At 71.7% G+C, this 26,609-nt stretch carries 21 protein-coding genes and 1 tRNA gene; 13 read left to right on the plus strand and 9 right to left on the minus strand.

The genetic code is table 11. The features are described from left to right. Positions 1–101 precede the first annotated feature (101 nt). Both WMF31_RS33235 and WMF31_RS33240 read left to right on the plus strand, forming a co-directional pair. A complete protein-coding gene (locus WMF31_RS33235) occupies positions 102–704 on the plus strand; it encodes a hypothetical protein (protein WP_436605796.1) in 603 nt (200 codons plus the stop codon). 193 nt (positions 705–897) lie between these two features. Next, complete coding sequence (locus WMF31_RS33240; protein WP_436605797.1) at positions 898–1,575, plus strand: glutathione S-transferase family protein; 678 nt, start codon at positions 898–900, stop codon at positions 1,573–1,575. 78 nt (positions 1,576–1,653) lie between these two features. Here WMF31_RS33240 and WMF31_RS33245 read toward each other — a convergent pair whose 3' ends face one another. From WMF31_RS33245 to WMF31_RS33260, 4 genes are all read right to left on the minus strand, one after another. Next, entirely contained in the window at positions 1,654–3,534 is a 1,881-nt protein-coding gene (locus WMF31_RS33245; protein ID WP_436605798.1) for a protein kinase domain-containing protein, read from the minus strand. A gap of 82 nt (positions 3,535–3,616) precedes the next feature. Further along, the gene (locus WMF31_RS33250; RefSeq protein WP_436605799.1) at positions 3,617–5,548 is read right to left on the minus strand and encodes a globin family protein; all 1,932 of its coding nucleotides are present in this window, start codon (positions 5,546–5,548) and stop codon (positions 3,617–3,619) included. Positions 5,549–6,403: 855 nt separating this feature from the next. Further along, a tRNA-Met gene (locus WMF31_RS33255) sits at positions 6,404–6,480 on the minus strand. Positions 6,481–6,875: 395 nt separating this feature from the next. Further along, positions 6,876–9,197, minus strand: a complete 2,322-nt coding sequence (locus WMF31_RS33260) for an ATP-binding domain-containing protein (protein ID WP_436605800.1) — start codon at positions 9,195–9,197, stop codon at positions 6,876–6,878. Positions 9,198–9,485: 288 nt separating this feature from the next. Between WMF31_RS33260 and WMF31_RS33265 the strand changes: the two genes are divergently transcribed. Next, the gene (locus WMF31_RS33265) at positions 9,486–10,019 is read left to right on the plus strand and encodes a hypothetical protein (RefSeq protein ID WP_436605801.1); all 534 of its coding nucleotides are present in this window, start codon (positions 9,486–9,488) and stop codon (positions 10,017–10,019) included. Between the two features lie 446 nt (positions 10,020–10,465). Continuing rightward, positions 10,466–11,545, plus strand: coding sequence for a GHMP family kinase ATP-binding protein (locus WMF31_RS33270; protein ID WP_436605802.1), 1,080 nt, complete (start codon positions 10,466–10,468; stop codon positions 11,543–11,545). A gap of 22 nt (positions 11,546–11,567) precedes the next feature. Here the strand turns inward: WMF31_RS33270 and WMF31_RS33275 are convergent, their stop codons facing one another. Together WMF31_RS33275 and WMF31_RS33280 are read right to left on the minus strand one after the other, a co-directional pair. Continuing rightward, a complete protein-coding gene (locus WMF31_RS33275) occupies positions 11,568–12,299 on the minus strand; it encodes a hypothetical protein (RefSeq protein WP_436605803.1) in 732 nt (243 codons plus the stop codon). A gap of 556 nt (positions 12,300–12,855) precedes the next feature. Beyond that, a complete protein-coding gene (locus WMF31_RS33280; protein WP_436605804.1) occupies positions 12,856–13,518 on the minus strand; it encodes an AAA family ATPase in 663 nt (220 codons plus the stop codon). On the opposite strand from WMF31_RS33280, the gene WMF31_RS33285 reads away from it, so the two are divergent. The 8 genes from WMF31_RS33285 (at position 13,517) to WMF31_RS33320 (ending at position 22,366) form a co-directional block, all read left to right on the plus strand. Further along, entirely contained in the window at positions 13,517–14,032 is a 516-nt protein-coding gene (locus WMF31_RS33285) for a hypothetical protein (protein ID WP_436605805.1), read from the plus strand. The two genes, WMF31_RS33280 and WMF31_RS33285, sit on opposite strands and share 2 nt — an antisense overlap. Before the next feature lie 334 nt (positions 14,033–14,366). Beyond that, entirely contained in the window at positions 14,367–15,458 is a 1,092-nt protein-coding gene (locus WMF31_RS33290; RefSeq protein ID WP_436605806.1) for an alpha/beta hydrolase family esterase, read from the plus strand. 135 nt (positions 15,459–15,593) lie between these two features. Next, positions 15,594–16,820, plus strand: coding sequence for a flavin-dependent oxidoreductase (locus tag WMF31_RS33295; protein ID WP_436605807.1), 1,227 nt, complete (start codon positions 15,594–15,596; stop codon positions 16,818–16,820). Further along, positions 16,817–17,263 (plus strand): DUF3237 domain-containing protein, encoded by a 447-nt coding sequence (locus WMF31_RS33300; protein ID WP_436605808.1) that lies wholly within the window; start codon positions 16,817–16,819, stop codon positions 17,261–17,263. The genes WMF31_RS33295 and WMF31_RS33300 overlap by 4 nt, the downstream gene beginning before the upstream one ends. 127 nt (positions 17,264–17,390) lie before the next feature. Next, entirely contained in the window at positions 17,391–18,671 is a 1,281-nt protein-coding gene (locus WMF31_RS33305) for a hypothetical protein (protein WP_436605809.1), read from the plus strand. Between the two features lie 406 nt (positions 18,672–19,077). Beyond that, positions 19,078–20,055, plus strand: coding sequence for a fumarylacetoacetate hydrolase family protein (locus tag WMF31_RS33310; RefSeq protein WP_436605810.1), 978 nt, complete (start codon positions 19,078–19,080; stop codon positions 20,053–20,055). Continuing rightward, the gene (locus WMF31_RS33315; protein ID WP_436605811.1) at positions 20,052–21,206 is read left to right on the plus strand and encodes a 4-hydroxyphenylpyruvate dioxygenase family protein; all 1,155 of its coding nucleotides are present in this window, start codon (positions 20,052–20,054) and stop codon (positions 21,204–21,206) included. The genes WMF31_RS33310 and WMF31_RS33315 overlap by 4 nt, the downstream gene beginning before the upstream one ends. Further along, positions 21,206–22,366 carry a homogentisate 1,2-dioxygenase gene (locus WMF31_RS33320; protein WP_436605812.1) on the plus strand — a complete coding sequence of 387 codons (1,161 nt, stop codon included), beginning with the start codon at positions 21,206–21,208 and terminating at the stop codon, positions 22,364–22,366. Before WMF31_RS33315 ends, WMF31_RS33320 begins: the two co-directional genes overlap by 1 nt. Before the next feature lie 88 nt (positions 22,367–22,454). On the opposite strand, the gene WMF31_RS33325 is transcribed toward WMF31_RS33320, so the two are convergent. From WMF31_RS33325 to WMF31_RS33335, 3 genes are all read right to left on the minus strand, one after another. Further along, positions 22,455–23,168 carry a hypothetical protein gene (locus WMF31_RS33325; protein ID WP_129345158.1) on the minus strand — a complete coding sequence of 238 codons (714 nt, stop codon included), beginning with the start codon at positions 23,166–23,168 and terminating at the stop codon, positions 22,455–22,457. After that, a complete protein-coding gene (locus WMF31_RS33330; RefSeq protein WP_436605813.1) occupies positions 23,165–24,148 on the minus strand; it encodes an alpha/beta fold hydrolase in 984 nt (327 codons plus the stop codon). The genes WMF31_RS33325 and WMF31_RS33330 overlap by 4 nt, the downstream gene beginning before the upstream one ends. A gap of 75 nt (positions 24,149–24,223) precedes the next feature. Beyond that, positions 24,224–25,279: an AraC family transcriptional regulator gene (locus WMF31_RS33335; RefSeq protein WP_165373010.1), complete on the minus strand. Its 1,056-nt coding sequence runs from the start codon at positions 25,277–25,279 to the stop codon at positions 24,224–24,226. Between the two features lie 728 nt (positions 25,280–26,007). Here WMF31_RS33335 and WMF31_RS33340 point away from each other — a divergent pair. After that, complete coding sequence (locus WMF31_RS33340; protein ID WP_436605814.1) at positions 26,008–26,586, plus strand: superoxide dismutase; 579 nt, start codon at positions 26,008–26,010, stop codon at positions 26,584–26,586. Positions 26,587–26,609 lie beyond the last annotated feature (23 nt).

A 26,609-nucleotide genomic window follows, 5' to 3' on the forward strand; every position in this document is an offset into this window, starting at 1 on the left:
GGCGATAATGCCAGCCAGGCTGTCTGAATTGCTTGACACAGCAACTATCTCGGACCTTACATATGCCAATGGACTCCATTATCGCGTGGGCGGTGAGTCTCATGGTTGCATGGGCTCCGCCCGGGTTGAGCTTAATCAAGGACGCAATCGAGACGCCCGAGGAGGGCCGCGCGCGTTACCACGAGATCGCGCGCGCGGCGGCGCAGGTTGCCTATGATCCGGAGCAGAAGCCGGTCTTCGGGGGTCCGCGGGGCCGAGCCGAGACACTGGCGTTGCTCCTGTCGATCGCGTCTTATGAGAGCGGCTACCGGCGCGACGTCGATCTCGGCCTCGGGAAGCTCGCGCGCGGCGAGGGCGTCGATTCCTGCCTGCTGCAGGTCCGGGTCGGCGCAGGCAAGACCCGGGAGGGGTGGTCCCACGACGATCTCGTCAAGGATCGCGAGAAGTGCTTTCGCGCCGGGCTCTCGCTGATGAGAAAGTCCTTCGGGGCGTGCCGCAAGCAGGCGCTGCTCGATCGGCTCAGCGCCTACACGCGCGGGCGATGTATCGAGAACGACAAGCTGTCGCGAGCGCGCATCGGCCGCGCGCTGCGAGCGAAGCGGGCGCCGATGACGGACGAGGCGGTGCTCGCCTCGATGGCGAAGCCCGAGCCGGTCGCACCGCCGAGCGGGGCGCCTGCCGCGGGGAACGGCAACGACAGCTAGTCCCGCGCGGCGCAGGTTCGTCCCTGGGGCGCGGGAGGTCTCGACGCGCCCCCTCGCCGCGCGCCCACCCTTGTCCTTTCGAGTCCCCTCCGGGCATCGACCCTGCCCCCTCGCCGCACATTTGTGGTGTCTCTTGGTCGGGCAGTCTCCTTCCTGTAGAGTTGGCGCCGCGACCACCGAAAGGACGACAAGGATGAAGTTGATCTACTTTCCCGTGCGCGGGCTGATGGAGCCGGCGCGGCTCATGCTGACGCTGGTCGGTACGAGCTACGAGTCCGAGGCCATCGCGCTCGAGCAATGGGACGGACCGGATGGCAAGCAGCGCTTCCTGCAATGCACGCCGTTCGGCCAGCTGCCGGTGATCCAGGACGGCGCGCTCACGCTGTGCCAGTCGCATGCCATCTACCGCTACCTGGCGCGCAAGCTGGCTCTCTACGGCGACACCATCGAGGAGAGCGCGCGCGTCGACGAGGTGGCGGAGATCGGCCGCGAGCTCTTGACGGAGGCCGGCGCTCTCTTCTGGAACCCGCGCTTTCACGAGCTCCGCGCCGAGAACCGGGCGTCGACCGGCGAGAAGCTCGAGCTCCTGCAGAGCTACTTCACCCGCACGCGCGCCGACGCCGAGCACTGGGTCCTCCCGGGCCGTCACACCATGGCCGACGTCATCATGGCATACGCCCTGGAGACCCTCATGCCCCTGCACCCCGGCCTGGTGAAGGATTTCCCCGCCCTCCATCACGCGATGACCGCCTTCTTCGCGACCGACCGTATCCGCGACTACGTGCGCAGCGATCGACGATTCCGCACCTGGACCGTCTCCCTCGCCAGCTTCGGCGGCAAGCCGGAAGAGACGCATCACTGGACCGATTGACGTCGATCATCCCCGTCCCGCATCCGAGCAGAGCTCGGTGGTCCCCCCCCCGCATGCCGCGCCCCTGCGCGGCTCGGCTCACCCGCGCAGCAGGTTCAGCGCCGCATCGGCCGTGAGGTAGGTCTTGCTCTTCATCGCGAGGCGGATGGAAGACAGCCCCACCTCGGACTCGCCCTGGAGCGCCGTGAGCGTCAGCGCGTTGTGGCAGAAGATGTTGATGAGCTTCGGGCTGCCGCCGCTCCTCGCGTGGAGCAGCTGCTGCGACGCGATGTCGAGCTTCAACCCCCGCGTGCTCCCTCCGACCGATCGCATCCTGAAGTCGATGTACTCCATCATCTCCTGCTGCGTCATGCCGGGGAGCAGCAGCGATTGCGCGCCGGAGTAGAGCTCGTGCGGCGCGCCGTTCTCCGCGAGGCGCGCCGGCAGATCCGGGGCCCCCACCAGGATCATCGAGAGCTTGCCCACGGGAGCGCAGCGGAGGATGTCGTGGAGCTCCATCACGAGCTCCCGATCGTCCGGATCCAGGCCGTCGATGACCAGCACCGCGATCGCGTCCGGGCCCGCGCGGAGCAGCGCCTGCCCGAGGAACGCGTCCACGAGGAGCTGCTGGCTCAGGTTCGAGGAGACGGCCGTCGCCCCCACCTGCCGGCACAGGGCCACGAGCGGCCGCGTCGCGAAGAGCAGCTGCGGCTCGATCGAGAAGACCTGGATCCGAGGGACCTTGTTCTTGATCATCTCGCAGACGAACGTCCGGCCGCTCCCCGGCTCGCCCACGAGGATCGCCGGCCGCTGCCCCGCGACGATCTGCGAGGCCAGGGTCCTCAGGATCCACGCGTAAGGGCCCGCGTCCCAGTAATGGCTCGGCTGCCGGATATCGCTGAACGGATACCCGGTCAGCCCGAAGTGGTCGCGGTAGCTGTACTGCCCGGTGAAATGCCCGACGCCGCTCGAGCTGTTCACCAGGATCGTCCCCGTCGGCGTGGCGAGCGCGCTCCGGGGCGGCATCGGGAGCTGGCTGATCCGCGTGTCGGCGAGATCGACCCCGCTCAGGAACGACGTCCTCGCCTCCGGCAACTCCCGAGGCCTGACGCTGCTGCGCCGGAGCATGAGCATGTCCTCGAGGAACGCCACGATGTGGGCGGCGGACGGCCGCTCCTGGGGCCGCTTCGCCATGCAGCGGCGGAGGAGCTCCGCGAGGAGCGGATCGATGTCCGGCATCGCCAGCTTGGGATCCGGGACGGCCGCGTGGCAGTGCGCCTGGAAGCAGCCGGCGAGATCCCTCGCCGGGAACGGCGTCCTGCCGACGAGCAGGTGATAGAACGTGCAGCCCAGACTGTAGATGTCCGAGGGCGGCGCGATCTCCTGCCCCGTCCACTGCTCGGGGCTCATGTAGAACGGCGTGCCCTCCAGCGTCCGCGCGGCGGAGGTCGTGCCGAGCGGGCCGCTCTCCGGGTGCGACGCGAGGCCGAAGTCGGCGATCTTGAGCGTCCCCGACGCCGTGAGCAGGAGGTTCGCGGGCTTGATGTCCCGGTGGGAGATGCCGAACGACGCGGCCATCTCGAGCGCCGCCGCGGCCTCGCGCATCTTCTCGATCCCGAACTGCTCCGGCAGGCGGCCGCCGTGCTGCTTGGCCGCCTGCGCGGTGGTCAGGCCGTGCACGTACTCCATGGCGATGAAGCGGACGTCCTCGTCCTCGCCGACCTGGAAGATCTGCACCACGTTCGGGTGGATGAGCCGCGCCGCCGCGCGCGCCTCGCGCAGGAACCGGTCGCGCCGCTCGGGATCGGTGTCCGCGCTCCCCTTGGCGATGAGCTTCACCGCGACGTCACGCTGGAGGACGCTGTCCCTGGCCAGGTACACCGCCCCCATGGCGCCGATACCGAGCAACTGAATCAGCTGGAATGGCCCCAGCCACTGCCCCGCCAGGTGAGACAGCGTCGACGCAGGATCCGCGATCATCGGACTCTCACTTCCATCTTACCGCCAAATCCCCGCCCTCGCCCGGTGGTTGCGTCCCCCGAGGCCTCCACCCGCGCTCAGCTCACGGCGAGCCCGGCCCCGCGTCCCCTGCCCCACCCCGCGCGCGCCCTCGGCCCAGGATGTGCCCCATCGTGAACGCCGAGAGGACGAGGACCGTGACGATGATCGGCACGGCGTAGGTCGCGAGGGACGCCACGCTGAGCGCGGTCCCGCCGGCCGCCGCGCCCGCGCCGGACGGCGCCCTGTCGGGCTGGCCCACCGTGAACAGGATGGCCGTGGCCATCGAGGACGCGACGGCCACCAGCGCGATCGCGAGCCCCGCGACCAGGCCGCTCGGCCCCGTGGGCTCCAGCGCGGCGGGCGCCGGCGCGGACACCACGATGGGCGCCACGGGCGGCGGGCCGTCCAGCTTGACCTGGACGTTGAGGACCATGTCCTGCCCCGCCAGGGGGATGACGAAGCCCTGCGGGGCCGCCGGCGCGGGCGCGCGGGCGCCGGCCGCGCCCCGCGGCGATCGCTCGCTGTCGGGCCGCGACCCGCCGCGGCCGGCCAGGGCGTCGTGCGCCGGGTTGGTCTGGTAGTGCAGCGTGTCGTCCTCGTCGTCGACGGGGCGCCGGCGCTTCGGCGGCATCACCTCCGTGACGCTCTGCGGCCGCGGCTCGGACAGGGGCGGCCGCTGCGCCGGCTGCCGCGGCCCGCGCGCGGCGTCCTCCCTGGCGCCCCCGCCGGCCACGTGCTCGGCGGCCGCCTTCTTCATCACGTCGGCGATGAGGCCGTAGACCTCCTTCCACGCCGTCTCGACGTCCCGCGTGAAGCCGTCGCCCAGCCCCTCGCGCAGCGTCCAGAGCAGGGCCTCGCCCACCAGATCGTAGTGATGGTCGGTCACCATGTAGCCGTGGTGCCGCACGCCGAGCGCCTGGAGCACGGGCACGAGCTTGCTCAGGTTGCTCAACCCGTCGACCGCCACCGCGAGCGTCTGCATGAGCTTCTTCTTCTGCTCGCCCATGTCGTTCTTGAACAGCGCCCGCACCGACGGATCCATCTGGAAGAGCCGATCGTAGAAGAGCGCCGCCGCGGCGTCGGAGATGGGCATCACCTTCGCCCACGAGCGCTGCACGAGCTCGATGGCGCGCGGGCTCGGCGTCGCGCCGCCGCCCGCGCCGGCGGCGGGCACCCCCGGATCGCTCGGCATGGGCGCGACGACCCCGACGAGCGTCCGCGCGGCCATGCCGGACGACGGCGGCGGGACCGAGTGCGGTCGCTGCCCCGGACCGGGGGGCGGCCGCGGGGACGGGCTGCGCGCCGGCGGCGGAGCGTTCGGCCGGGACGCGTCCCTGGCGGCCGGCGGGAGCGCCTGGGTGGCGCCCCCGCCCGCGTGCGCGGCGGCCGCCTTCTTCATGATGTCCGCGAGCACGCCGTAGACGTCCTTCCATGCGGACTCGACCTCGCTCGTGAAGGCGTCGCCGATCCCCTCGCGCAGCGTCCAGAGCAGGGCCTCGCCGACGACATCGTAATGGTGGTCGGTCACCATATAGCCCTGGTGCCGCGCGCCGAGCGACTGGAGCACGGGCACGAGCTTGCTCGGGTTGTTCAGCCCCTCGACGGCCACGGCGAGCATCTGCATGAGCTTCTTCTTCTGCTCGGCCATATCGCTCTTGAACAGCGACCGCACCGACGGATCGAGCGTGAACAGCCGCTCATAGAACAGCGCCGCCGCGGCGTCCGAGATGGGCACCACCTTCGCCCAGGACCACTGCACGAGCTCGACGGTGCGCGGGTTCAGCAGCTCGGCCGGCACGTTCCGCGCCGCCTTGCTCAGGAAGTCGGGCGCGCCGTACGCCCCCGGTCCCCGCTGGGTGGCGGGCCCCGCCGCGGCGGGCGACGTGCGCGGGGGCGCCGGCGCGGCGCCGCGTTGCAGCTTGGCGGCATCCCCCGCCGGCGCGGGGCCGCGCGTGTTCACGGGAGGCGCGAAGGGATCGTTCGGTTTGGCCATCGTGGGTTGTCCGCTGGAGGTTGCCGGGATTGCTTCGAGGAGGCGCGCGCCGCGATGCGCGCGCAGAGCGCAGGAACGGCAGCTACCGCCATCCTACAGCACCGAGCCCACGTCTGCCTACGGCGCGACGGCGACGAGGCGCAGGACAAGCGCGCTCACCGCGGCGGACGGTCGCGCCCGCGTGCGCTCGTCATTGGCGCGGGTGCGCGCAGGACGGGGCGACCGCCCCCGCCCCGTCGGCAGCATCGGCAGCGTCGGCAGCGTCGGCAGCGTCGGCAGCGGCCGCCGTCAGCCTGGACGGGACGGTCGACGAAGAGCGCTCGTCTCGAACGGGAGGTCTTGCCGAGCTGCCCGGCCCACGGAGGGGGTGTTCGTCGCGCGCTGTGGGGCCCCGCCGAACTCGCCTGCGCCATGAGTCCTCCGGCTCCGCCGGAGGACTCATGGCCAATGGGCTCAGACACGGCCCGTCCCCACAGCGCGCGACGAACACCCCCTCCGTGGGCCTACGGGGAACGACCGACCCATGGCGCACCTGCGCGACGCGGGGCCGGATACCTCGGGTCCCATGCGCGAGCCGAAACGCGCCTCCGGCTCGCAAAGAGCGAGCGGACAGGAGCGAGCGGACAGGAGCGGGCGGACAGGAGCGGGCGGACGCGCCGCGCCCCGGAATGCCTCTCGAGCTCGCTCGCCCTGGAGCCCTGTTGCGCGTACGACACCCGGGACCCGGGCCGCACGCAACCCACGCCTCGGGCGAGAGCTCGCTTGGCGCAAACAGCGCCCCAGAAACGAAAAACGCGAGGTGGCCTGTCAAAGGCCAATCCTCGCGTTCTCTCGTGTTGCGTATTGCTTGGGTCGTGGTTGCGCGGGCGGGATTTGAACCCACGACCTTCGGGTTATGAGCCCGACGAGCTACCAGGCTGCTCCACCGCGCGAGAGGGAATCTACTCACGGCCCCCTGAACGTCAAGAACTCTCTCACGGCACCATGTCGATTGTGTCGAACACGCACCGCGGACCGCAGATCTCGGCGCCAACCCGGCCGCTCCAGCCCGACCGAGGGAGCGGGCACCACCGGTTCGAGCACGCGCGGCCATGCGCACGAGCACGCTGCCGCTCTGCGGTGCATGCCCGGGAGCGGGCGAACGCTCCGGTCCGCCAGCGCCTCTGTCCGCGCGAACGATGGCGCTCCGGCGCCTGTCCGCGCGAACGATGGCGCTCCGGCGCCTGTCCGCGCGAACGATGGCGCTCCGGCGCCCGCGCGGAGCGACGCGCCCCTCGCGCCCGGGGGACCGAGCTCGCCGCCGCCGCAGGCGGCGACGCGGACCGCCTCAGCCCAGCCAGTCCGGCAGGAGCGGCGACGGCGCCGACGTCGAGATCACCCAGAGCTGGTGGGCCGCGCGCGTCGCGCCGATGTGGAGCAGGTGCCGCGCCTCGTCGTCCGCCGGGTACGTCGACGCGTTCACGTCGACCAGCACCACGTAGTCGTACTCCAGGCCCTTCACCTGCCGGATCTCCGTCACCTCGACGCCGGGGCGGAACGCGAACTCGTAGGCGCGCACGCGCCGGAGGTTCGGGATCTCCGCCATCTTGAGGGCGTCGTAGTACACGTCCGCCTGCTCGGGGTGGCGCGCCAGGATCGCCAGCGTGGCGCGGGGCTCGCGCGCGAACAGCGGGCGGATCGCGTCGGCGAGGAACGCGACCGCCGCGCCGGCGCTCGGGAAATGGTGGTGCTCGACCGGCGCCCCGCTGCGCGGCGCCAGCGGCGGCGTCGGATCGGCCAGCGGGCCCAGCACCGCCCGGGCGAACGCCAGCACCTCGCGCGTCGACCGGTACGCGATGCGCAGCGGCTCGACGTCGACCCGCGACAGGCCGAGATCGTCGAGCGTCGCGCGCCAGTCGCGGAAGCCCGAGTCCATGAAGAGCCGCTGCGCCGTGTCGCCCGCCAGCGTCACGCTCCGCGGCTCGGCCACCACGCCGAGCAGCACCGCGAGGTCGATCGGCGCGAGATCCTGCGCCTCGTCCACGAAGAGGTGCTCGTAGGTGAGCACGTTCTTCCCCTTGCGGAGCTCGCCCCGCAGGAGCTGGTAGGCCCGGAGGAGCAGCGCGTCGTCCTCGGGATCGAGCACCGCGCGGTCGTCGCTCGTGACCTCGCGCGCGTCCGCCCCGCGCTCGTCGTCGTCGTCCGCGGGCTCGTCGGCCATCGCCGCCTTGCGCTCGGCGCGGTCGCCCGGGTCGAGCTCCACCACGGCAGGGCAGCGATCCGCGCACCAGCGCCACGCGCGCTTCACCTGCTCGGGGCCGAACTCGGGATCGCCCGCCGCCTCGAAGGCCGCCATCACGCGATCGAGATCCGTCAGGACGTCGGCCCAGAACGCGATCGTGCCGCGCGAGTCGCGCCGCGCCCGCGCGTCGTCCTTGAGCTCGGACGCGCGCTGCTCGAGGAGGTGGAGCATCGCCGGGTGGGTCTTGTAGCGGGTCACCACCGAGGGCGTGTTCTCCTCGACCGGCGCCTCGAGCCACGGGAACGCGCGCTTCCTGGCCGCGCGCGCCCACTCCGAGAACGTCTCCACCGCGATGCCGGCGAGGCCGAGCGCGGGGAGCGCCTCGCTGATGTACGCGCGCAGCGCGGGGCTGCCCACGATGACCAGCATCTTGTCGGCCGTGAAGCGGCGGCCGCCGTTGTAGGCGAGGAAGGCGAGCCGGTGGACGCCGATCGTCGTCTTGCCGCTGCCGGCGCCGCCCTGGATGACCACGATGCCCGAGTCCGGCTTCGAGATGAGCTCGAACTGCCGCGGGTCGAGCAGCGCGGCGATCTCGGGCAGGTGCCTGTCCTCGCGCGCGTGGAACGTCGCGCCCGTGCCGAGCCCGCCGCGCGCCGCGGCCGCGCCCGCGAGCGCGATGTCGCGCATGTCCTCGGGGCGCACCGCGGAGCCCTGGCCGCCGGCGAGCTCGGTCGCCCGCGTGGCGATCTCGCGGAAGCCCGACGGCATGCGCACGAACGTCCCCTGCGGCGCCGAGATCCGGTAGAGCTCGCCGTTGTCGATCGTCACCGTGCGCCGCACGAGCACGGTGCCCTCGACCTCGCGCTCGCCGAAGGTCTCCTCGTACTCCGCGCCCTCCTCGTAGCGGTAGTAGATCTGGCTGACGGGCGCGTGGCGCCAGTCGACGATCCGCACGCCCGCGCTCGCGTCGATGAGCGTCGTGCGCCCGATGAGCACGTCGCGGTCGGGGCGGCCCTTCTCCCGCAGGCGCAGGTGGCCGAAATAGGGAGATTTCGGATCGACGGGCTCGACGACGTTCTCGTTCCGCCGCGCGGCGATCCCTTGCAGGCGCTCCATCTGCTGCACCAGCGCCGGGACGTCCTCCAGCCGCGCCGTCGCGATCTGGTCGCGCAACGAGAGGAGCTGCTCCTCGTAGTTCTCGACCGGCGGCGGCCGGGACGGCTTGGCCGTGGCCGAGGCGAGGTGCGCGGTCACGCGGGCCAGGAGGCCCTCCTCGTCGCGCACGATCGCCGCGCCGCGCTCGCTCAGCTGGGGGCCCGGCGCGCCGTCCCTCTGGACGGGCTGGGTGGCCGACGGGGCGGGCTGGGTGGCCGAGGCCGGCTCGCGGGACTGCTCTTCGGTGTGGGTGGAGCTGGTAGAACGATTCACGGTCACGGGAATGCCGATGGGATGATTCAGGGGACAGACCGGGCCGCGCGCCGGCGCGCCCGACCTCGGTCAGGGCCCCCCGGCGCAGGAGGGTCGGAGCTTTTGACCGATCCGGCACAGCTCCGCAACCGCCGCGTGGGGTCCCCGACCCGCGCCTGGACGCCGGCGAGGCGGGGGCGCCATGCGGCCACCTCGGGGCGTGACGCACCACGCCGCTGGCGGTGGATCCGCCGCGGGCGGTGGCGTTCGGGATTGAGGTCGCGTGGGCGAACGCCGTACAAGGCGGCGATGCAAAATTGCGCGACCCGGTCCGACCGGCTCCTCGAGTTGATCCTCTTCTCGCTGCGCGATCGCGGGGCGCTCTGCGCGCTGGTCCTCGCCTCTTACCGCGTCGAGCTGACGTGCCTGCTCGACCGTATCTCCTCCGGCTCGATCGGCGACGACGACGACGCGATGGGAGGCGACGAGGAGGAGGAGCGCGTCCGCGTGACCGGCGGCCGGCGGGACCGCTCCATCCGCGCGGCGGTGCGCGGCGGCGCGGCGCGCGCGCGCCGCGCGGAGCCCGGCATCAGCGAGGAGGACGCGTTCCTCCTCTACGATCTCGCCGGGCGCATCGCCGAGGCGGCGGCCGCTGCCCGCCTCCCGGTCATCCGCCGCGACGCGCTCACCCTGCGCGAGAAGGCGGCCGAGGTGCACGCGGGCGGCGAGCGCGCTGAGCGGGAGATGCTCGCGGCCGGGCTCAGGGTCATCGATCGGATCCTCGACGCGGCGCGCGCGCAGCCTGCGCCGCGGCGCGAGCCCGCGGGCAAGGACCTGAACTGAGCGCGCAACCTGCGCCGCGGCGCGAGCCCGCGGCAAGGACCTGAACTGAGCGCGCAGCCTGCGCCGCGGCGCGAGCCCGCGGCAAGGACCTGCGCTGAGCGCACAGGCCGCGTCGCGGACGCCATCGCACATGCGGGCCCCCATACGCTCCGTCCGCAACTCAATCGCTCGCGGCGCGATCTCGATGAACGCTGCGCGGCGCGCAGGGGACCTCGGTGGAACGGCGCCGCGCGGCGCGCGGGGCGGCGTGCACGCCGGGCGCTCCATGGCTGGCTCGATCCCTGCACTGGGGCCCTGCACCGGAGACGGATGCGGAGGTGGATGTGAACGCGGGTGCGGCTGCGAATGCACCGCGGCGCGCCCCGTCTGGATATCCTGAGCCCGTCCTGTCTCCAGCTCCGAGCCCGCCCTGTCTCCGGCGGATCGCGCCCGCGATGAAACACGACATGAGCATCCCCTGCGCCGGCCCCCTCTCCGCGCCGCGAACGCCGCGAAGCCCGCTGCGGCGCGCGGTCGCGAGCGCGCCGATGCGCGTCTCCTTCGCCGGAGGGGGCAGCGACCTGCCGGGGGTCGCGCGCGAAGGCGGCGGGCGCGTGGTCGGCGCGGCGATCGACGTGCGCGTGCGCGTGGTCGTGGAGCCGTTCGATCGCGGCTGGGTGCGGATGGAGTCGGCCTCGCGAGGCCCGGCCCGCCCGGCCGCGGGACCGGGCGCCGCGGCGCCGCAGATCGTCACGCGGCGCCGCGCGGAGCCCGCGCGCGACGACGTCGCCTTCCGGCTGATCGAGGCGACGCTCTCGGCGACGGGCGTCGACGACGGGGTCGCCCTCCGGGTCGAGACGGAGATGTCGCCCGGCGCCGGCCTCGGCGGCAGCGCGTCGGTCGCGGTGGCGGCGCTCTTCGCGCTGCGCGCCTCGGTGGGCGAGGCCGCGGCGCCGGAGGCGCTCGCGCGCGAGGCGGTCGCGCTCGAGCGCGAGCAGCTGGGCAACGCGTGCGGCGCGCAGGACCAGGTGTTCGCGGCGTTCGGGGGGCTGCTCGATCTCACGTTCGACGCCCGCGGCTGCTCGGGGGTGCGCCCGCTGCCGATCGGGTGTCCGGGCCTCGTGCCCGCGCTCTCGGCCGGGCTCTTGCTCGTGGACACCGACGTGCGGCGCGTGTCCGGGGAGATCCTGGACCGGATGGAGGTCGGCGCGGCGAGCGACGCGAAGGGCGCGCTCGTGGCGGCGGCCGGCGAGGTGGCCCGCGGCTTCGAGCTCGGGTCGCTCGCGCTGGTGCTCTCGGGGATGCGCCGCGGCGCCGCGGCGAAGATGCGCCTCTCCGGGGCGGCGAGCGCGCTCGCGCTGTCGCTCCAGCAGCGGCTCGACGGGCTCGGGGTCGAGGTCCTCCGGATCTGCGGCGCCGGGGGCGGCGGGCACGTCCTCGTATGGGCGCCCGCCGAGCGCCACGCGCGGATCCTCGACGCGCTCGGCCCGCGCGTCGTGCGGCGGCCCTCGCTGGGGGCGCCCGGGGTGCGGCTCGAGCCGGCGTGAGGGGCGCGGCCCACGCGCGCTCCTACAAGCGCTCGACCATGAAGCTCAGGGTCTTGTCGTCGAAGTCGTGGTCGGCGAGGTCCGCGTCCTCCGTCAAGACGAGCGTCTCCGGGTCATACCAGGTGATCCACCCGGTGGAGAGCGTCACCTTGAAGCCGGGAGGGACGCGGACGGAGCTGATCTGCGCCTCCCACGGGGTCCATGGCGAGGCGAACAAGAGGTTGGCGCCGACGCCGAAGGTGAACGAGTCGCCCGAGAAATCGGCGTCCTTGTAGAAGGTGACCGCGTCGAGCTGCGGGTCCGAGGCGTGCGCGACGACGAGGCTCGAGATGAAGTTGTCGACGGCCGGGCCCACGTCCGCGAGGACCGCCACGTCCGAGGTGAAGACGTGCGCCTGCGGCCCGAACTCGGGGTTCGCGAAGGCCGTGACCCGGAGCCCGGCGGGGACCCTGATCGAGCTCGCGCGGTTGTTGATCGCCGATGCCTCGATGTTGTAGCGGCCGACCCCGAAGCTCTGCGAATCGCCGGAGAAGCCCGGGAGGTCGTAGAGCACGACCTGGGCGTCGGGGCCGCCGCCGAGGATCTCGGACGACTGCGACCCGAGCGGCTCGCTCGGCTCGTCCGACGCGTCGGCCCCCAGGCAGGCCGTGAGACCGAGCGCGGCGCCGGCGCAGACCACGAGCTCGAACGCAGTACCAAGCTTCTTCATCATCATCTGCCTCCAGTTCATCATCGTGTTCAGACGATCGTTCACGCCGAGGCAATCCGCCTTCGCCAGGCGGCTGCCAGCGCGATCGAGGTCAATCGAGCGTTCGTCAGCGAGGAGCTCGGCGGGCCGCGAGCCGGTGTTCCCGGCCAGGCGACGGCGTCTCCGAGCAGACCCTTGCGCAACTCGGGGCGAAGGCGGCGGCGTGACGCGCAATCGACGCGTCCGGCGCGCGCCCGCCGGCGCGCGACCCACGCGCTGGAAGGACGCGCCCGAAGCACCGCGGCGGATCACCGAGGCCAGGCTCCATCCGCTGTGATGCCTTCTGCACCGGCGGACCACACGAGGGGCCCGTCACAGCCCGAGATCCGGAGACAGGCGTATCCGGCCCGCCCCGCAACCGCGCGAGGATCACGTCCAGAGTATGCGGCAACACCATGGATGATGCCAGGCAGCGCGCTGAAACGGCGGCGTTCGAGGAGCGGAACAGCGCTGTCGCTGCGGCGGGGAGTCGGGCCGGTGAGCGAACCGCCATGGCGGTTCGCTCACCGGCCTGACTCCCCGCAGGAGTGCTCATGAGCGCCGGCGGGCGGCCGGGGGGTGATCAGGAGGGGCGGTGGGCCTGAGCGCCGAGCAGGCTCCGGGTGAGCGGCCCCCCGTCGACGAGGAGCTCGTGCAGCGCCGCCTTGAGGTGCTCCTCGCCGACCGCCGTGCCGCGCCCCGCGTCGGCCGCGAACAGCGCCGCCCGCCTCAGGAGCTCGCGGATGAACGCCGCGCTCACCCCCTCGGTCCGCGCGATGAGCGGCGCGAGATCGTCGCCCCTGAGCGAGAGGCCGCGCCCGTAAAGCGCGAGCAGCCGCCGCCGGCACTCGGCGTCCGGCAGCGGGATCTCCACGGCGAAATCGATCCGCCCCGGCCGCGCCGCCAGCGCCGGCTCCAGGGCCTGCGGGCGGTTGGTGGTCAAGAGGAAGATCACGTCGGTGTCCTCCGCGAGGCCGTCCATCTGGTTCAGGAGATCGAAGAGCAGCGGGGAGCGACAGCTCGAGTCCGTGCTGTCGCGGTCCTGGGCGATGATATCGACGTCCTCGAGCACCACGAGCGAGGGCTGGAGCGACCGCGCCATCGCGCAGGCCTCCTTGAGGAGCCTCACCCCGAGCCCGGTGAGGAGCAGGGTGGTGCGCTCCCGCATCTGGCCCGCCAGGTAGGCTGCGCCGGAACCCGGCGTCGCTCGGGCCGCGCACCAGGAGCGCGAAGCGGTCGTCCCCATGGCCGAGGAGGTAGAGGCCGCCGGCGACGCAGGCGACGAGGCGCTCCTCGTCGAGGCGGACGTTGCGGTACTGCACGGGCCCCTGCGAAAGGGGCGGTCCGCCGACCCCGGGTATCGCCGAGGGCGGCGAGAGGAGATCGGAGAGGCTCACCCCCCGGAACATGTCGCCGCCGGTGACCCCGAGCAGCTCGGAGGTGAAGCCGCCGTCGCGGAGGTGGGTCTCGATTGCGAGCTGGAAGTTCGGGTGGTCCGAGGCCGGGAGCTCCTCGGCGACGACGGGGAGGGCGCGGGGGTCGGCGCCGAAGTGCCCGCGGAGGCGGCCGAGGAAGAACGGCTCCTGCGCGGCCTGGGCCGCCGCCATCGCGCCCATCAGATCCGTGAGGGAAGGCGTGGGGTTCTGGGGCTTGTCGTCGTCCATGATCCTGTCTCCAGCGTGGGGTGGACAATATCACCCGAGCGGGTGAGCTCGATGGACTTGTTGGTTCTGGTCAGCGGATCTGGGGATTTACTTTGAACGTAATGGCAGGCGCCTGTCGTTGCGGAGAGTCCCCGGCCAATTGAATGGCTTTGCGCGGACTCTTGTGCGGCGACCGGCGCGTGTCGGCCATCGAGCGTCGCCCTCACGCCACAGTCCGCGTGGGCCACCACAGGCAGCAATTGCAGCGTCAGGCGAATTTTCGCTCTCGCTCGAATCGTCAGCCCGCCGCCGTGCGCGTGACGTCTCGCATGGAGGCATGGGCGAGTATGCCTATGCCTCGAGCCGGAGGACTTGGGTACGAAGTCGTTGCGGTCACCTGCATCGGGGGATGCGAAGAAGGACGGCGATCTTCGAACACAGGCGAGGACGAATGGAAACGCTTCGAAATTTCGGCACGACCACGCCAGGGCTCGTCGCGCTCGCGGCGCTCGCGGCGCTCGCGGCGCTGGCCTGCTCCAGCCAGGGGGATGCGACGGCCGAGGCATCGTCCGGCAGCGGCGGCGCCGGAGGGTACGCTGGGCCCGGCACCAGCGGCTCCGGTGCCGCGGGGGGCTCGTCGGCGACGGGGGGCCCGTCGGCGACGGGGGGGCCATCGGCGACGGGGGGCCCGTCGGCGACGGGGGGCCCGTCGGCGGGGGTCGGCGGCAGCGGCGGGCGCCCGGCCTCGGGAGAAGGGGGCGCGGGCGGCGCGGGCGCCGCCGGATCCGGCGCAGGCGGCGCGGGCGGTGAGACGCAGAGCGCGGGCTGCGGCAGCGCGACGGCGCCGAAGAGCGGCCGTTTCAGCATCGATGTCGGGGGCACGAAGCGCGAGTACATCCTCGCCGTACCGGACGATTATGACCCGAACCGTGCTTACCGGCTGATCTTCGCCTGGCATCCCCTCGGCGGCTCGGCCGAGCAGGTCGCGACCGGGTTCGGCGGCGGCTATTACGGCCTCCAGAGTCGCGCCGACGGCTCGGCGATCTTCGTCTCGCCCGAGGGCCTCGACCAGGGCTGGGCGAACACGGGCGGCCGCGACATCGCGTTCCTCCGCGCCATGCTCGACCGCTTCCGCGCCGAGCTCTGCATCGACCAGAGCAGGATCTTTTCGACCGGATTCAGCTACGGCGGCATGATGTCCTACGCGATCGGCTGCGCGATGGGCGACGTCTTCCGCGCCATCGCCCCCATGTCCGGCGCGCTCTACAGCGGCTGCGAAGACGGCGACAACCCCGTGGCCATGTGGGGTGCCCACGGCGACGCCGACGACGTGGTTCCGGTCGAGCAGGGTCGGTCCGCGCGCGATGTCTTCCTCGAACGAAACCACTGCGATCCGCAGGCCACGCCGGTCCAGCCGGAGCCCTGCGTCAGCTACGAAGGCTGCGATGCGGGCTACCCCGTCGTCTGGTGTGAGTTCAGCGGGGGCCACGCCCCGGTGAGCAATTCCGGTGAATCGATCTGGAACTTCTTCTCGCAGTTCTGACTCGGGTTTCGCTTGAGCTAGCGTCGGGGCGGCGGCGGCGGTGAGGACCATTCGCGGCCACCATGCCGGTGATTGAGGCATGGCGGCCGCTTCAACAAGAGGCGGCGTCGAGCCGCATGTCTGCGGGAGAATAACATGCAAGTGATCGTCGTGGGCGCCGGGATCGGCGGCCTGGCCGCGGCCCTGGCGCTGCACGCCTCGGGTCATGAGGTGACGGTGTTCGAGGCCGCGCCCAGCATCCTGCCGCTCGGGGTCGGCATCAACCTCCTGCCCCACGCCGCCGAGGTGCTGGACGAGCTGGGCCTGGTCGAGGTCCTCTTGGCCCATGGGGTGGCGACCCGCGAGCTGGTCTATTTCAACCGCTTCGGCCAGCGCATCTGGGGCGAGCCGCGCGGGCGCTTCGCGGGTCACGCCGCGCCGCAGATCTCCCTGCACCGCGGCGCCCTGCAGGGCGTGCTGTTCGACGCCGCCGTCGAGCGGCTGGGCTCAGACCGGGTGATCTGCGACCGGCGCCTCTCGGACCACGAGGAGAGCGAGGGCCGCGTCGTGGCGCGCTTCCTGAGCCGCGAGGGCGCGACGTGGAAGGTCCCCGCCGACCTCCTGATCTGCGCCGACGGCATCCATTCGGCGGCGCGCGCCGGCCTCTATCCGGACGAGGGGCCGCCGGTCTATGGAGGCCGCATCCTGTGGCGGGCGACCAGCCTGGCGGCGCCCTTCCTCACCGGCGCCAGCATGATCATGGCCGGGCATCAGGATCAGAAGTTCGTCGCCTATCCCATTTCCCCGCCGGGGCCGGACGGACGTCAGACGATCAACTGGATCGCCGAGCTCGCCGTCGCCGAGAGCCTGCGACGGGAGGACTGGAACCGGCGGGGCGATCCTGCCGACTTCCTGCCCAGGTTCGAGGACTGGCGCTTCGACTGGCTGGATGTGCCCGGCCTGATCCGGGACGCCGAGGAGATCTACGAGTTTCCGCTGGTCGACCGCGATCCGCTGCCGCGCTGGAGCCATGGGCGCATGACGCTGCTGGGCGACGCCGCCCACCCCATGTATCCGATCGGCTCCAACGGGGCGAGCCAGGCCATCCTGGACGCCCGCGCGCTGGTCCGCGCGCTCGCCGCCCACGCCGATCCGGTGGAAGCGCTGGCCGCCTACGAGGCCGAGCGCCTGCCCGCCACCGCCGCCATCGTCGCGGCCAATCGCGGCAACGGTCCGGAGCAGTGCATGCAGATCGCCCAGGAGCGCGCGCCCGACGGCTTCGACCGCATCGAGGACGTCTTCACCCCCGGCGAGCTGGAGGCCATCGCCGCCCGCTACAAGGTGCTGACCGGCCTGAAGCGCGCCTCGGAGCCGCTCGCGTGAGCCCGCCCCTCTCCCCCCTGATGACGCTCGAGGTGGCCGTGGCCCCGCCGGTCACCGTCAATCCGGGCTCGCCCGGCCGTCGCTTCATCCCCATCGTCGGCGGCACGGTGGCCGGCGGCCTCGAGGGCCGCGTGCTGCCGGGCGGCGACTGGCAGACGATCTGGGCCGACGGGCGGATGGACATCTCCGCCCATTACATCCTCGACATCGCCGGCCATGGGACGGTGGAGATCCTCTCCGAGGGCGTCCGCGCCGGGCCGCCGGAAGTGCTCGCGGCGCTCGGGCGCGGCGAGGCCGTGGACCCCGGGCTCTACTATTTCCGCACCGCCATCCGCATGCGCACCTCGGCGCCAGGGCTCCTGCGGCTGAACGCCGTGCTGGCCCTCTCCGTGGGCGAGCGGCTGGCCGACCGGGTGCGGCTCACGGTGTACGAGATCGGCTAGGGGCGCGATCGTGGCTGAGACCTTCAAGACCTCGGATGGCCTGACGAGAATGGGGCGCGGAGACCGAGAACGCATGAGCAGACAGACGAGGGCGGCGAGACGCCGGGGCGATGCTGGCGCAGGGATCTTGGCCGTCGTCCTCGGCCTCATCTCCTTCAATCACCCGGCACGGGCACAGGCGCAGCCCGAGGCGCTGCCGGCGCCCACGGGCGAAGACGCGCCGATCGCGGCTCCCGCGACCGGGCCCGCGAGCCCTCCTGCAGACGCGAGCGCGGCGCGAGCGCCCTCGGCCGAAGCCCACGCCGGCGCGCCGGCGCTGCGCGGCGCTGCCGGGCCCGGCCCAGCTCCGCCGGCGCCGCCGACCGAGGACGGGCCGTGGAAGAATCCGCTCAGCGTCGCGGCCTGGGCCCGCGTCGGAGGTCGCTTACAGGATCCCAGCGCGCGCGAGAGGATGGACCGACTGCTCGGGGACGGCGAGCTGGATCTGATGTTCTCGGGCGAGATCAACCGGTTCATCGGGGTGCAGGGCGCGATCGTCGCTCAGTTTGGTCCGACCCCGACCGGGGGCAACATCGCGGGCAGCGCGACCCTCCGTGACGCCATCGCAAAGCTCAATTTTCATGATCTGCTGAACGTCTGGATCGGTCGAATGATCGTGCCGTCGGATCGCTCCGCCTTCTCCGGGCCGTGGTCGATGGGGCCGTGGAACTATCCCGGGCTCTTCGAACCCTATGCGCCGCCGATCGGGCCGAGACAGGGGCCTTTCGGGCGCAACGATGGGGTGACCGCCTGGGGCAAGGTAGCGGGCGGCCTGTTCAAGTATTACGTGGGCGCTTTCAACCTGCATGACTCTTCGGTGAGCCCGCTTTACACGGTGAGGCTCAACATGAGCTTGCTCGACCCAGAGCCGGCCTATTACCAGAAGTCCACGTACCTCGGAGAGAAGAGCATCCTCGCGCTCGGCGTGGCCGCTGAGGTGCAGAGGGGAGGTTCCGTCGAAACGTTGCCGCCCCCCGAGACGGGCATGCCGCCAGGCGTCCCGCGCAAGGACACCTATGGCGAGGTCAACGCCGACCTCCTGTTCGAAAAGAACCTCGGCGCGGCGGGCACGGTCACGCTCGAAGGCGCAGTTTATAAGTACTTTGGCGATTTCGAGAGGTTTGATTATTCCTATTTTGCGCTCGCGAGCTACCTCACGCCGAGCGACATCGGCGTCGGGAAGCTGCAGCCCCTGGTCCGACTGCAACAAGCGAAGCCGAAGGGTGCGGACCCCTATCTGCTCATCGATGCCCAGATGGGCTACATCATCGAAGGGCACGCCGCGCGTGTGGCGTTCGGCTATCAACGGAGCGATCTGTCGGGGGCGAAGGGGAATGCCCTGTTTCTAGGCGTCCAGGTGCAGAAGTGATCCCCGGAGCGATGCGAGCTCCCCGTCCACGATCCGCTCGCGAGGCGCAGGTCATGCGCGGCATGAGAACGGCTCGGTATCGAGGCGCCCGCCCTCCTGCCCCGAGCTCGAGCCCCCGCGGAGCGCCCCTCCGGCGTGAGCCTCGCGTCGAGGCATAGGCCAGGTTGCCTATGCCGCGAGCCAGGGGGATCGGGTACGAAGTCGTCGCAGACGCCTCCATGGCGCGCTGCACACGATCGTAGAGCGTCGAGAAGATATCCAATCCGGTGGTCCTGCGGAGCCGTTCAACCGGTGATCCGACGCGCGGTCCGCGAGGGAGGACGAGCCCTGGCAGGCGCGACGGGTCTCCTGGTCGTCCAGCGGAGACGAAGAGACCACCGGGGTGCCCCGAGGAGCTCGCCCCCGCATGAAGCTCGCCTCTCTCCGCGGCCCCGGCCGCGACGGCACGCTCGTCGTCGTCCGCCGCGACGGCCTCGTCTGCGCGCCGGCCGGCAGCGCGTTCCCCACGCTCCAGGCCGCGCTCGACGACTGGGAGCGCGCCGAGCCCGCGCTCCGCCGCCTCGCCGACGACATCGAGCGCGGCGGCGCGGCCGTGGCCCCGCTCGCCGTGGAAGCGCTCGCCGCGCCCCTGCCCCGCGCCTACGAGTGGATCGACGGGTCGGCGTACATCCACCACATCGAGCTGGTGCGCAAGGCGCGCGGCGCCGAGCCCCCCGAGACGCTCACGACCGATCCGCTGGTGTACCAGGGCGGCTCCGGCGTCCTCCTCGGGCCGACCGACGACATCGTCCTGCGCGACGAGGCCTGGGGCCTCGATTTCGAGGCCGAGGTCTGCGCCGTCCTCGGCGACACCCCGCAGGGCACGCGCCGCGACGAGGCCCACCGGCACATCCGCCTGTTCCTGCTGGCCAACGACGTGACGCTGCGCAACCTCGTGCCCGCCGAGCTCGCGAAGGGCTTCGGGTTCTTCTGCTCGAAGCCGGCCACGGCGTTCTCCCCGTTCGCGATCACGCCGGACGAGCTCGGCGACGCGCTCCGCGACGGGCGCGTCCACCTGCGGCTCCGCTCCACCTACAACGGCGCGCTCATCGGCGATCCCGAGGCCGGCCCGGAGATGCATTTCTCGTTCTTCGACCTCATCGAGCACATCACGAGGACCCGCGGCTTCACGGCCGGGACCCTCCTCGGCAGCGGCACCGTCTCGAACCGGGATCCGGCGCGCGGCGTGTCGTGCCTGGCCGAGAAGCGCATGCTCGAGATCCTCGAGCACGGGGCGGCGAGGACGCCGTTCATGAGACCGGGAGACACGATCATGATCGAGATGTTGAGTCGCTCGGGCGAGAGCCTGTTCGGGCGCATCGCGCAGCGGGTGGTGGCCGGATGAGCGCCAAGGTGGAATCGATAGGTATCAAGCGGGTCGAGGCGCTGCACTACTACGTGCGCGACCTCGAGCGGAGCCGCAGGTTCTACACGGAGAAGCTCGACTTCCAGGAGATCGCCGCGAGCTCGCCCGAGCTCAACGCGGCGGCGGCGCAGCGGTCGGTCGTCTTCCTGGCCGGCGAGTGCGCCATCGTCTGCTCGCAGCCGACGGGCGAGGGCGGGCGGGCGTGGCGCTACCTGCGCAAGCACCCCGACGGGGTGGGCACGATCGTCTTCGAGGTGGAGGACGTGGACCGCGCCTTCCGGCTGCTCGAGGGCCGCGGGGGCACGCCGATCGACGAGATCCACCGGGTGACCGAGGGCGGCGGCACGTTCGCGTCGTTCTCGATCACGACGCCGTTCGGGGACACCACCTTCCGCTTCGTGGAGCGGCGCGGCTACCCCGCGCTGTTCCCCGGCTGCGTGGCCTACGACGCGCCGCGCGGCGGCCGGAACCGCTTCGGGATCGCCCGGTTCGATCACATCACCTCGAACTTCCAGACCATGGCGCCCGCCCTGCTCTGGATGGAGCACGTGCTCGGGCTCGAGCCGTTCTGGAAGATCGCGTTCCACACGAACGACGTCGCGGAGGACGCGGGCCACGGCTCGGGCCTGCGCTCGGCCGTGATGTGGGACCCGGGCTCGGGCGTGAAGTTCGCCAACAACGAGCCCTACCGGCCGCACTTCAAGAGCTCACAGATCAACGTCTTCAACGAGGAGCACCGCGGCGACGGGGTGCAGCACGCGGCGCTCGCCGTGGACGACATCCTCGCGGCCGTGCGGGCGATGCGCGCGCGCGGCGTGGAGTTCATGCCGACCCCTGCCGCCTACTACGACCTCTTGCCCGAGCGCCTGCGGCAGCTCGGCGTCGGGCAGCTCGACGAGGACGTGGCGGCGCTGCGGGAGCTCGAGGTGCTCGTCGACGGCGACGGCGCGCGGTCGTACCTGCTCCAGATCTTCCTCAAGGAGTCGGCGGGCACGCACCGCGATCCCGACGCCGGGCCGTTCTTCTTCGAGCTCATCCAGCGGAAGGGGGATCGCGGCTTCGGCGCCGGCAACTTCCGGGCGCTGTTCGAGAGCATCGAGCGGCAGCAGAGGGCCGAGGGGCGCGGCTGATGCTCGATCGCGTCGCCTTCGGGAGCCTCCCCCGCAAGCACCACATCGCCCTCCGGAGCGAGGCGGGGGAGCTCCGTTACGAGGAGTGCCTGACGCGGGAGGGCTTCGACGGCCCCTACACGATCGCCTACCACGAGCGCCGGCCGCACGAGCACCGGCTCGCGCGGGCCGAGCACGGCTTCGCGCTGCCGGTCGCCGCGCCGGCGCGCCCGCTCGCGAAGCGTCACTACCGGTCGCAGGACCTGCCGCGGCGGGGCGGGCCCGCGATCGACTGCCGCGTGCCGCTGCTCTTCAACGACGACGTGGTGATCGGGATCGTTGAGCCGGACGCCGCCGATCCGGTGTACTTCGCGAACGCGGACGCGGACGAGCTGCTCTTCGTCTTTCAGGGCAGCGGCGTCCTGCGCACGATGCTCGGCGATCTCCGCTTCGAGCAGGACGACTACGTCGTCGTCCCGAAGGGGCTCTTCCACCGCTTCATCCCGGACGCCGCGCCCCAGCGCTGGCTCTCGATCGAGGCCGCGGACGTCCACCTCCCGCGCAAGTGGCGCAACGAGGTCGGCCAGCTCCGGATGGACGCGCCGTACTCGCACCGCGACTTCCGGCGGCCCACGTTCGTCGGCCCGCTCGACGAGGGCATCCGCGCGCTGGTCGTGAAGCGCGGCGGCGCGTTCCACGGCCTCGCCTGCGACCGCTCGCCGCTCGACGTCGTCGGCTGGGACGGGACGGTGTACCCGTTCGCGTTCCCGATCCTGAGCTTCCAGGCGCGCGTCGGGCTCGTGCACCTGCCGCCGGACTGGCACGGGACGTTCGCGGCGCGCGGCGCCCTCGTCTGCAGCTTCGTGCCGCGCCCGGTCGACTTCCACCCGGAGGCGATCCCCTGCCCCTACCCCCACGCGTCCGTCGACTGCGACGAGATCCTGTTCTACTGCCGCGGCGACTTCACCTCGCGCCGCGGCGTCGGCCCCGGCAGCCTCTCGCACCACCCGGCCGGTGTCCCGCACGGGCCGCACCCCGGCGCGTACGAGGCGAGCCTCGGGAGCCGCGCGACGAGCGAGCTCGCGGTCATGCTCGACACGATCCGCCCGCTCGCGGCCACGCCGTTCGCGCTCGAGGTGGAGGACCCGGGCTACCAGGACAGCTTCATCGCGGGCCCGTGATCGGGGTCAGGCGCGCTGGCAGGGCTGGCGTGCGTCGCGCTGGCCGGCGGCTGGATGGACGGCTCGGGGAAGGCCCCCGTGCGTCGCGCTACTGCTTGATCTCCTGGGGCGGCGCCGCCGCCGACGTTCCGAACGCGTAGGACAGGCCCACTTCGGCGCGGAAGGGGACGAGCGGGGGCGGCTCCAGGCCGTGGGTGGAGCGATAGCCCGCGCGCAGCCCGAGCTCGAGGCTCGAGCCGATCGACAGCGCGAACGCGAGGCTCGCGTCGAGGTAGCCCCCTGTGGGCGCATAAAAGCCGTCGCGAATGCCCTCGTAGGTCGCGCGCGCGCGATCGCTCGCCGCGACGTACGTGCTCAGGATCGCCGTGTACTCCACCTCCAGCGCGATGAACCCGCCGCGCCTGAAATAGCCGCCTGCGAGCCCGGTGTGCGCGCCCACGCTCGCGAACTGAAACGTCTGGTTGTCGCCCGCGTGCACCGGCAGCCCCAGGCGCGCGGCGAGCCCCCAGCCGCCGCGCTGCAAGAGCATCGCGCGCGCCGCCGGCTCCAGGCGGAAGGAGTCGACTTCCATCACGAGGAAGGCCGGCAGCGTCAGTCCGAGCTCGAGGTCGAGGCGGCGCACGAGCCGTTCCATCGGGATCGTTCGCCCGTAGGCGAGCTCCACAGCAGGCGCGGAGTTCCAGCCGAGATTGACGTGCGTCGCGTTCTCTTGCTCCCCTTGATACCCGCTGATGGGCGAGGCCGACGCGACCGCTGGGACCGCCGTCGCGCCGATCGCCGCGGCGAGGGCGACGGCTCTCATCTCGCCCCCTTGTATGCGCCGAGGTGGGCGCGAAGGACCTCGATGACACGATCGGGGTGTCTGTTCACCCAGCCGTGGTCTTCGCCCTCGACGCGGACGAGCTCGACGTCGCAAAAAAGAGGGGCGTGGCGGCTCTCCTGGTGCTCGAACCCGATGACGGTGTTGATCGTCGTCCCGATCAGGGTCACCGGCTTGCAGAAGCGATCGAGGCCGGAAGAGAAATCGAAGCTCCACACTCCGTCCGTCTTCGCCGAGCTCTGCAGGTCCCGCATCGCGCGCGCGCCCAGGCGGAAGGCCTTGACGTTGTTGGGGTCGTCCGGATCTTCGTAATAACCTGGCTGCGACCAGCCCTGTCCCAGGGAGAGGAGGAAGTCTGCGCGCGCGTCTCCGTCGGGGCTCATGGCCCACTCCGACCAGCCGAGATCGTTCAGCCCCTCGGCGGTGAAGCCGAACGTGAAGAGCTCGGTCTCGTTCGCGATCGCCGCGTTCAGGAAGCCCGGCTCGCTGAGGACGGCCTCTGCGACGCGGTCGGGGTGCCTCTGGATATAAAGGGCCGCGTACATGGCGCCCCAGGAGTGCCCGAACAGCGTGACCGGCTCGTCGGGGGAGAAGTGCTGGACGAGCTCGTGGAGATCCGCCGCGTACGTCTCGGCGGTGAAGTCCGATGAGGGGACACGCTCCGAGAGACCGGTGCCCCGTTGATCCCAGTGGACGACGAAGTACCGCTCGGAGAGCGCGCCGAGGCCGAGCATGCCGCGCATGTCGCCGCCGGGGCCGCCGTGCAGCGTGATGAGGGTGGGGTTCCTCGGGTCCCCTTGCGTGCGGAGGTGAATGCGGGCGCCGTCGCGGAGGGTGAAGCGAGGCAGCGTGTCGTCCTCCGCGACCGTCCTCGGGACGAGGTTTCCAGGCGCGTCTGGATCCAGACAGCCCGAGGCGAGCACGAGGCTCGCGAGACAGCAGCGGCGGGCGAAGGAGCGCATGCCCGGAGAGTACGAGCCCGGGCCGCCCTCGGCATTGTGCCGCCACGCCAATCGACTGTCCGGCGGCGCCTCCGGCTACGCCACGGAGCGCTCGCGGAGCTGGCCCGGCGTGCTCCCCGTCCAGCGCCGGAAAGCCTTGTAAAAGGCGCTCACATCGGAGAAGCCCACGAGCGCCCCGATCTCCGCGAGCCCGATGGCGGGGTCCTCCAGATAGCGTAGCGCGAGCTCTTCGCGGGTCTTCTCGACGAGCGCTCGGAAGGGAAAGCCGTCCTCCGAGAGGCGTCGTTGCAGCGTGCGCGCGCTCACCCCGAGCCGCTTCGCCACCGTCGCCAGCCTGGGAGCGCCGCCGTGGAGCTCGAGGGCGAGCGCGTGCCGCGCGCGCTCCACGAGGCTCGCCTGGGCGGGTGGGAGTTGTTGCACGAGGAGGGCGGCGTGGCGCTCGAGGACGGCGCAGAGCTCGGGGGCGGCCCCTTTCATCGGCGTCGCGAGCAGCGCGCGCGGGAGGACGATCGCGTCTTCGGGCGCTCGGAATCGGATCGGGCAAGCGAAGATCCGGGTGTACGTCTCGAGATCGACGCAGCGCGGGTGACGGAACTGGATCGAGGAAGGCGACCACGGTGCGGCGGCGAGCGCGCGGAAGCGCAGGACGATGTTCGCGAAGCCGAACTCGGTCGCGACCCGGTGCGGGGCCGCCCCCGGTACGTGCTGCCGGACGAGCCGGGCCTCCTCGCGATCGACCTGGAGGACATGGCGCACGGCCGTGCTGATGACGGCGAAGTGCCGCGAGAACCTCTCGAAGGCGTCGCCCACCGTGTCGCTCGACGCGACGACGTAGTCCATCACATCCCAGTGGCCGATCGAGAGCGCCTCCGCGGCACGGAGCCCGACGCCCGGCTCACCGGCCCTCTCGACGACATCGTCCCAGAGCACGATCCACCGGCGGTAGGAGAGCCGGAAGTCGGGGTTGCGCAGATCCTCCGGCGCGAGGCCGTGCGCTCGGGCGAGCGAGCTCGCGTCGATGCCGGCCGCCTCTGCGGCGCCGAGCACGCTCCGCAGGGCCTTCACGCCGACGCTCAGCGTGGGTTCGCCCTCCGCCTTCACGAGCGGGTCGAGCCCTCGACGAGAGCTCACAAGGCGGGGCGTGCGCGACACCGCCGAAAATGGCACGGTCCGTCCGCGGCGTCAATCACGCCCGTGGGCATCGCGTGGCCCGGCTCGAGCCGAGGAAGGAATTGTGAAGAATTGCAAACCGATCGCGGGAGCTCGCGCGCGACCACAGAGCGTCGCGCTCCCCACAGACAGCGAAGACCCTTATGAGCTCTGCCCCCCTCGCCCAAAGACAACGATATCCACCGACAACCCATTCACGCATCGATGAGGCTGCCATCGCCACGCAGCCCTCGATATCTCAAGCTGAAAGACCGCAGGGAGCGCGGCGCGGAGCGGGCCAGGCCAGAAGGAACGCGGAGAAGCGCCCGCGTCGCGCTCGCGTTCGGCATGCGCGTGACCGCCTACCGCCAGAACCTCACGGGCGAGCGCGCCGCCGAGCACGGCGCGACGCCCCTCCCACGCGACGGGCGCCTGGTGGGCGCAGACGTGGTCAGCATCCACCTGGTGCTCTCGGAGAGGCCATCTCTCCAAATGGATGGAAATCTGCCAACCCGTTGGCAAGGCGCCACGCGCCCCCCATCGGGACTGCTACGTTGTCGCCGGACCCGGCGACGTGGAGCGGCCGTTTGGCCGCGAAGCGCGGACGTTCGATCCGTGGCTGGAGCGCCACCCGAAGGTCTTCGCCGAGCTACTCACAACGGGCTGCGACGAGCGCACAGCCGTCGACACGCAACACGAGGAACAGGTACATGACCTTCACTCTCCCCGAGCTCCCCTACTCCAGAGACGCACTGGTTCCCCACATCTCGGCCGAGACGCTCGAGTTCCACCACGGCAAGCACCACAACGCCTACGTCACGAAGCTGAACGAGCTCGTGGCGGCGGACGCGGCGCTCGCGGGCAAGAGCCTCGAAGATCTCGTCCGCACGACGTCCGGCGCGGTCTTCAACCAGGCAGCTCAGGTGTGGAATCACACGTTCTACTGGCACAGCATGAAGCCGCAGGGCGGCGGTGAGCCCCCCGCCGCGCTCCGTGCGGCGATCGAGCAGGCGTTCGGGAGCGTGTCGTCGTTCAAGGAGAGGTTCAGCGCCGCGGCCATCGGTCAGTTCGGCTCCGGCTGGGCCTGGCTGGTGAAGAACAGCTCCGGCAAGCTGGAGATCGTGCAGACGAGCAACGCCGGGTGCCCTCTCACGGAGGGCAAGACGCCGCTGCTCACGTGCGACGTGTGGGAGCACGCGTATTACATCGACTACCGCAACGCCCGGGCGAAGTACGTCGAGGCGTGGTGGAACCTGGTGAACTGGGACCACGCCGCCTCGAAGCTGTAACCACGCGCTCCCGCGAAGGCGGC

Origin of the sequence: Sorangium sp. So ce1036 (genome assembly GCF_051369805.1) — a bacterium.
Classification (GTDB): Bacteria; Myxococcota_A; Polyangia; order Polyangiales; family Polyangiaceae; genus Sorangium; species Sorangium cellulosum_F.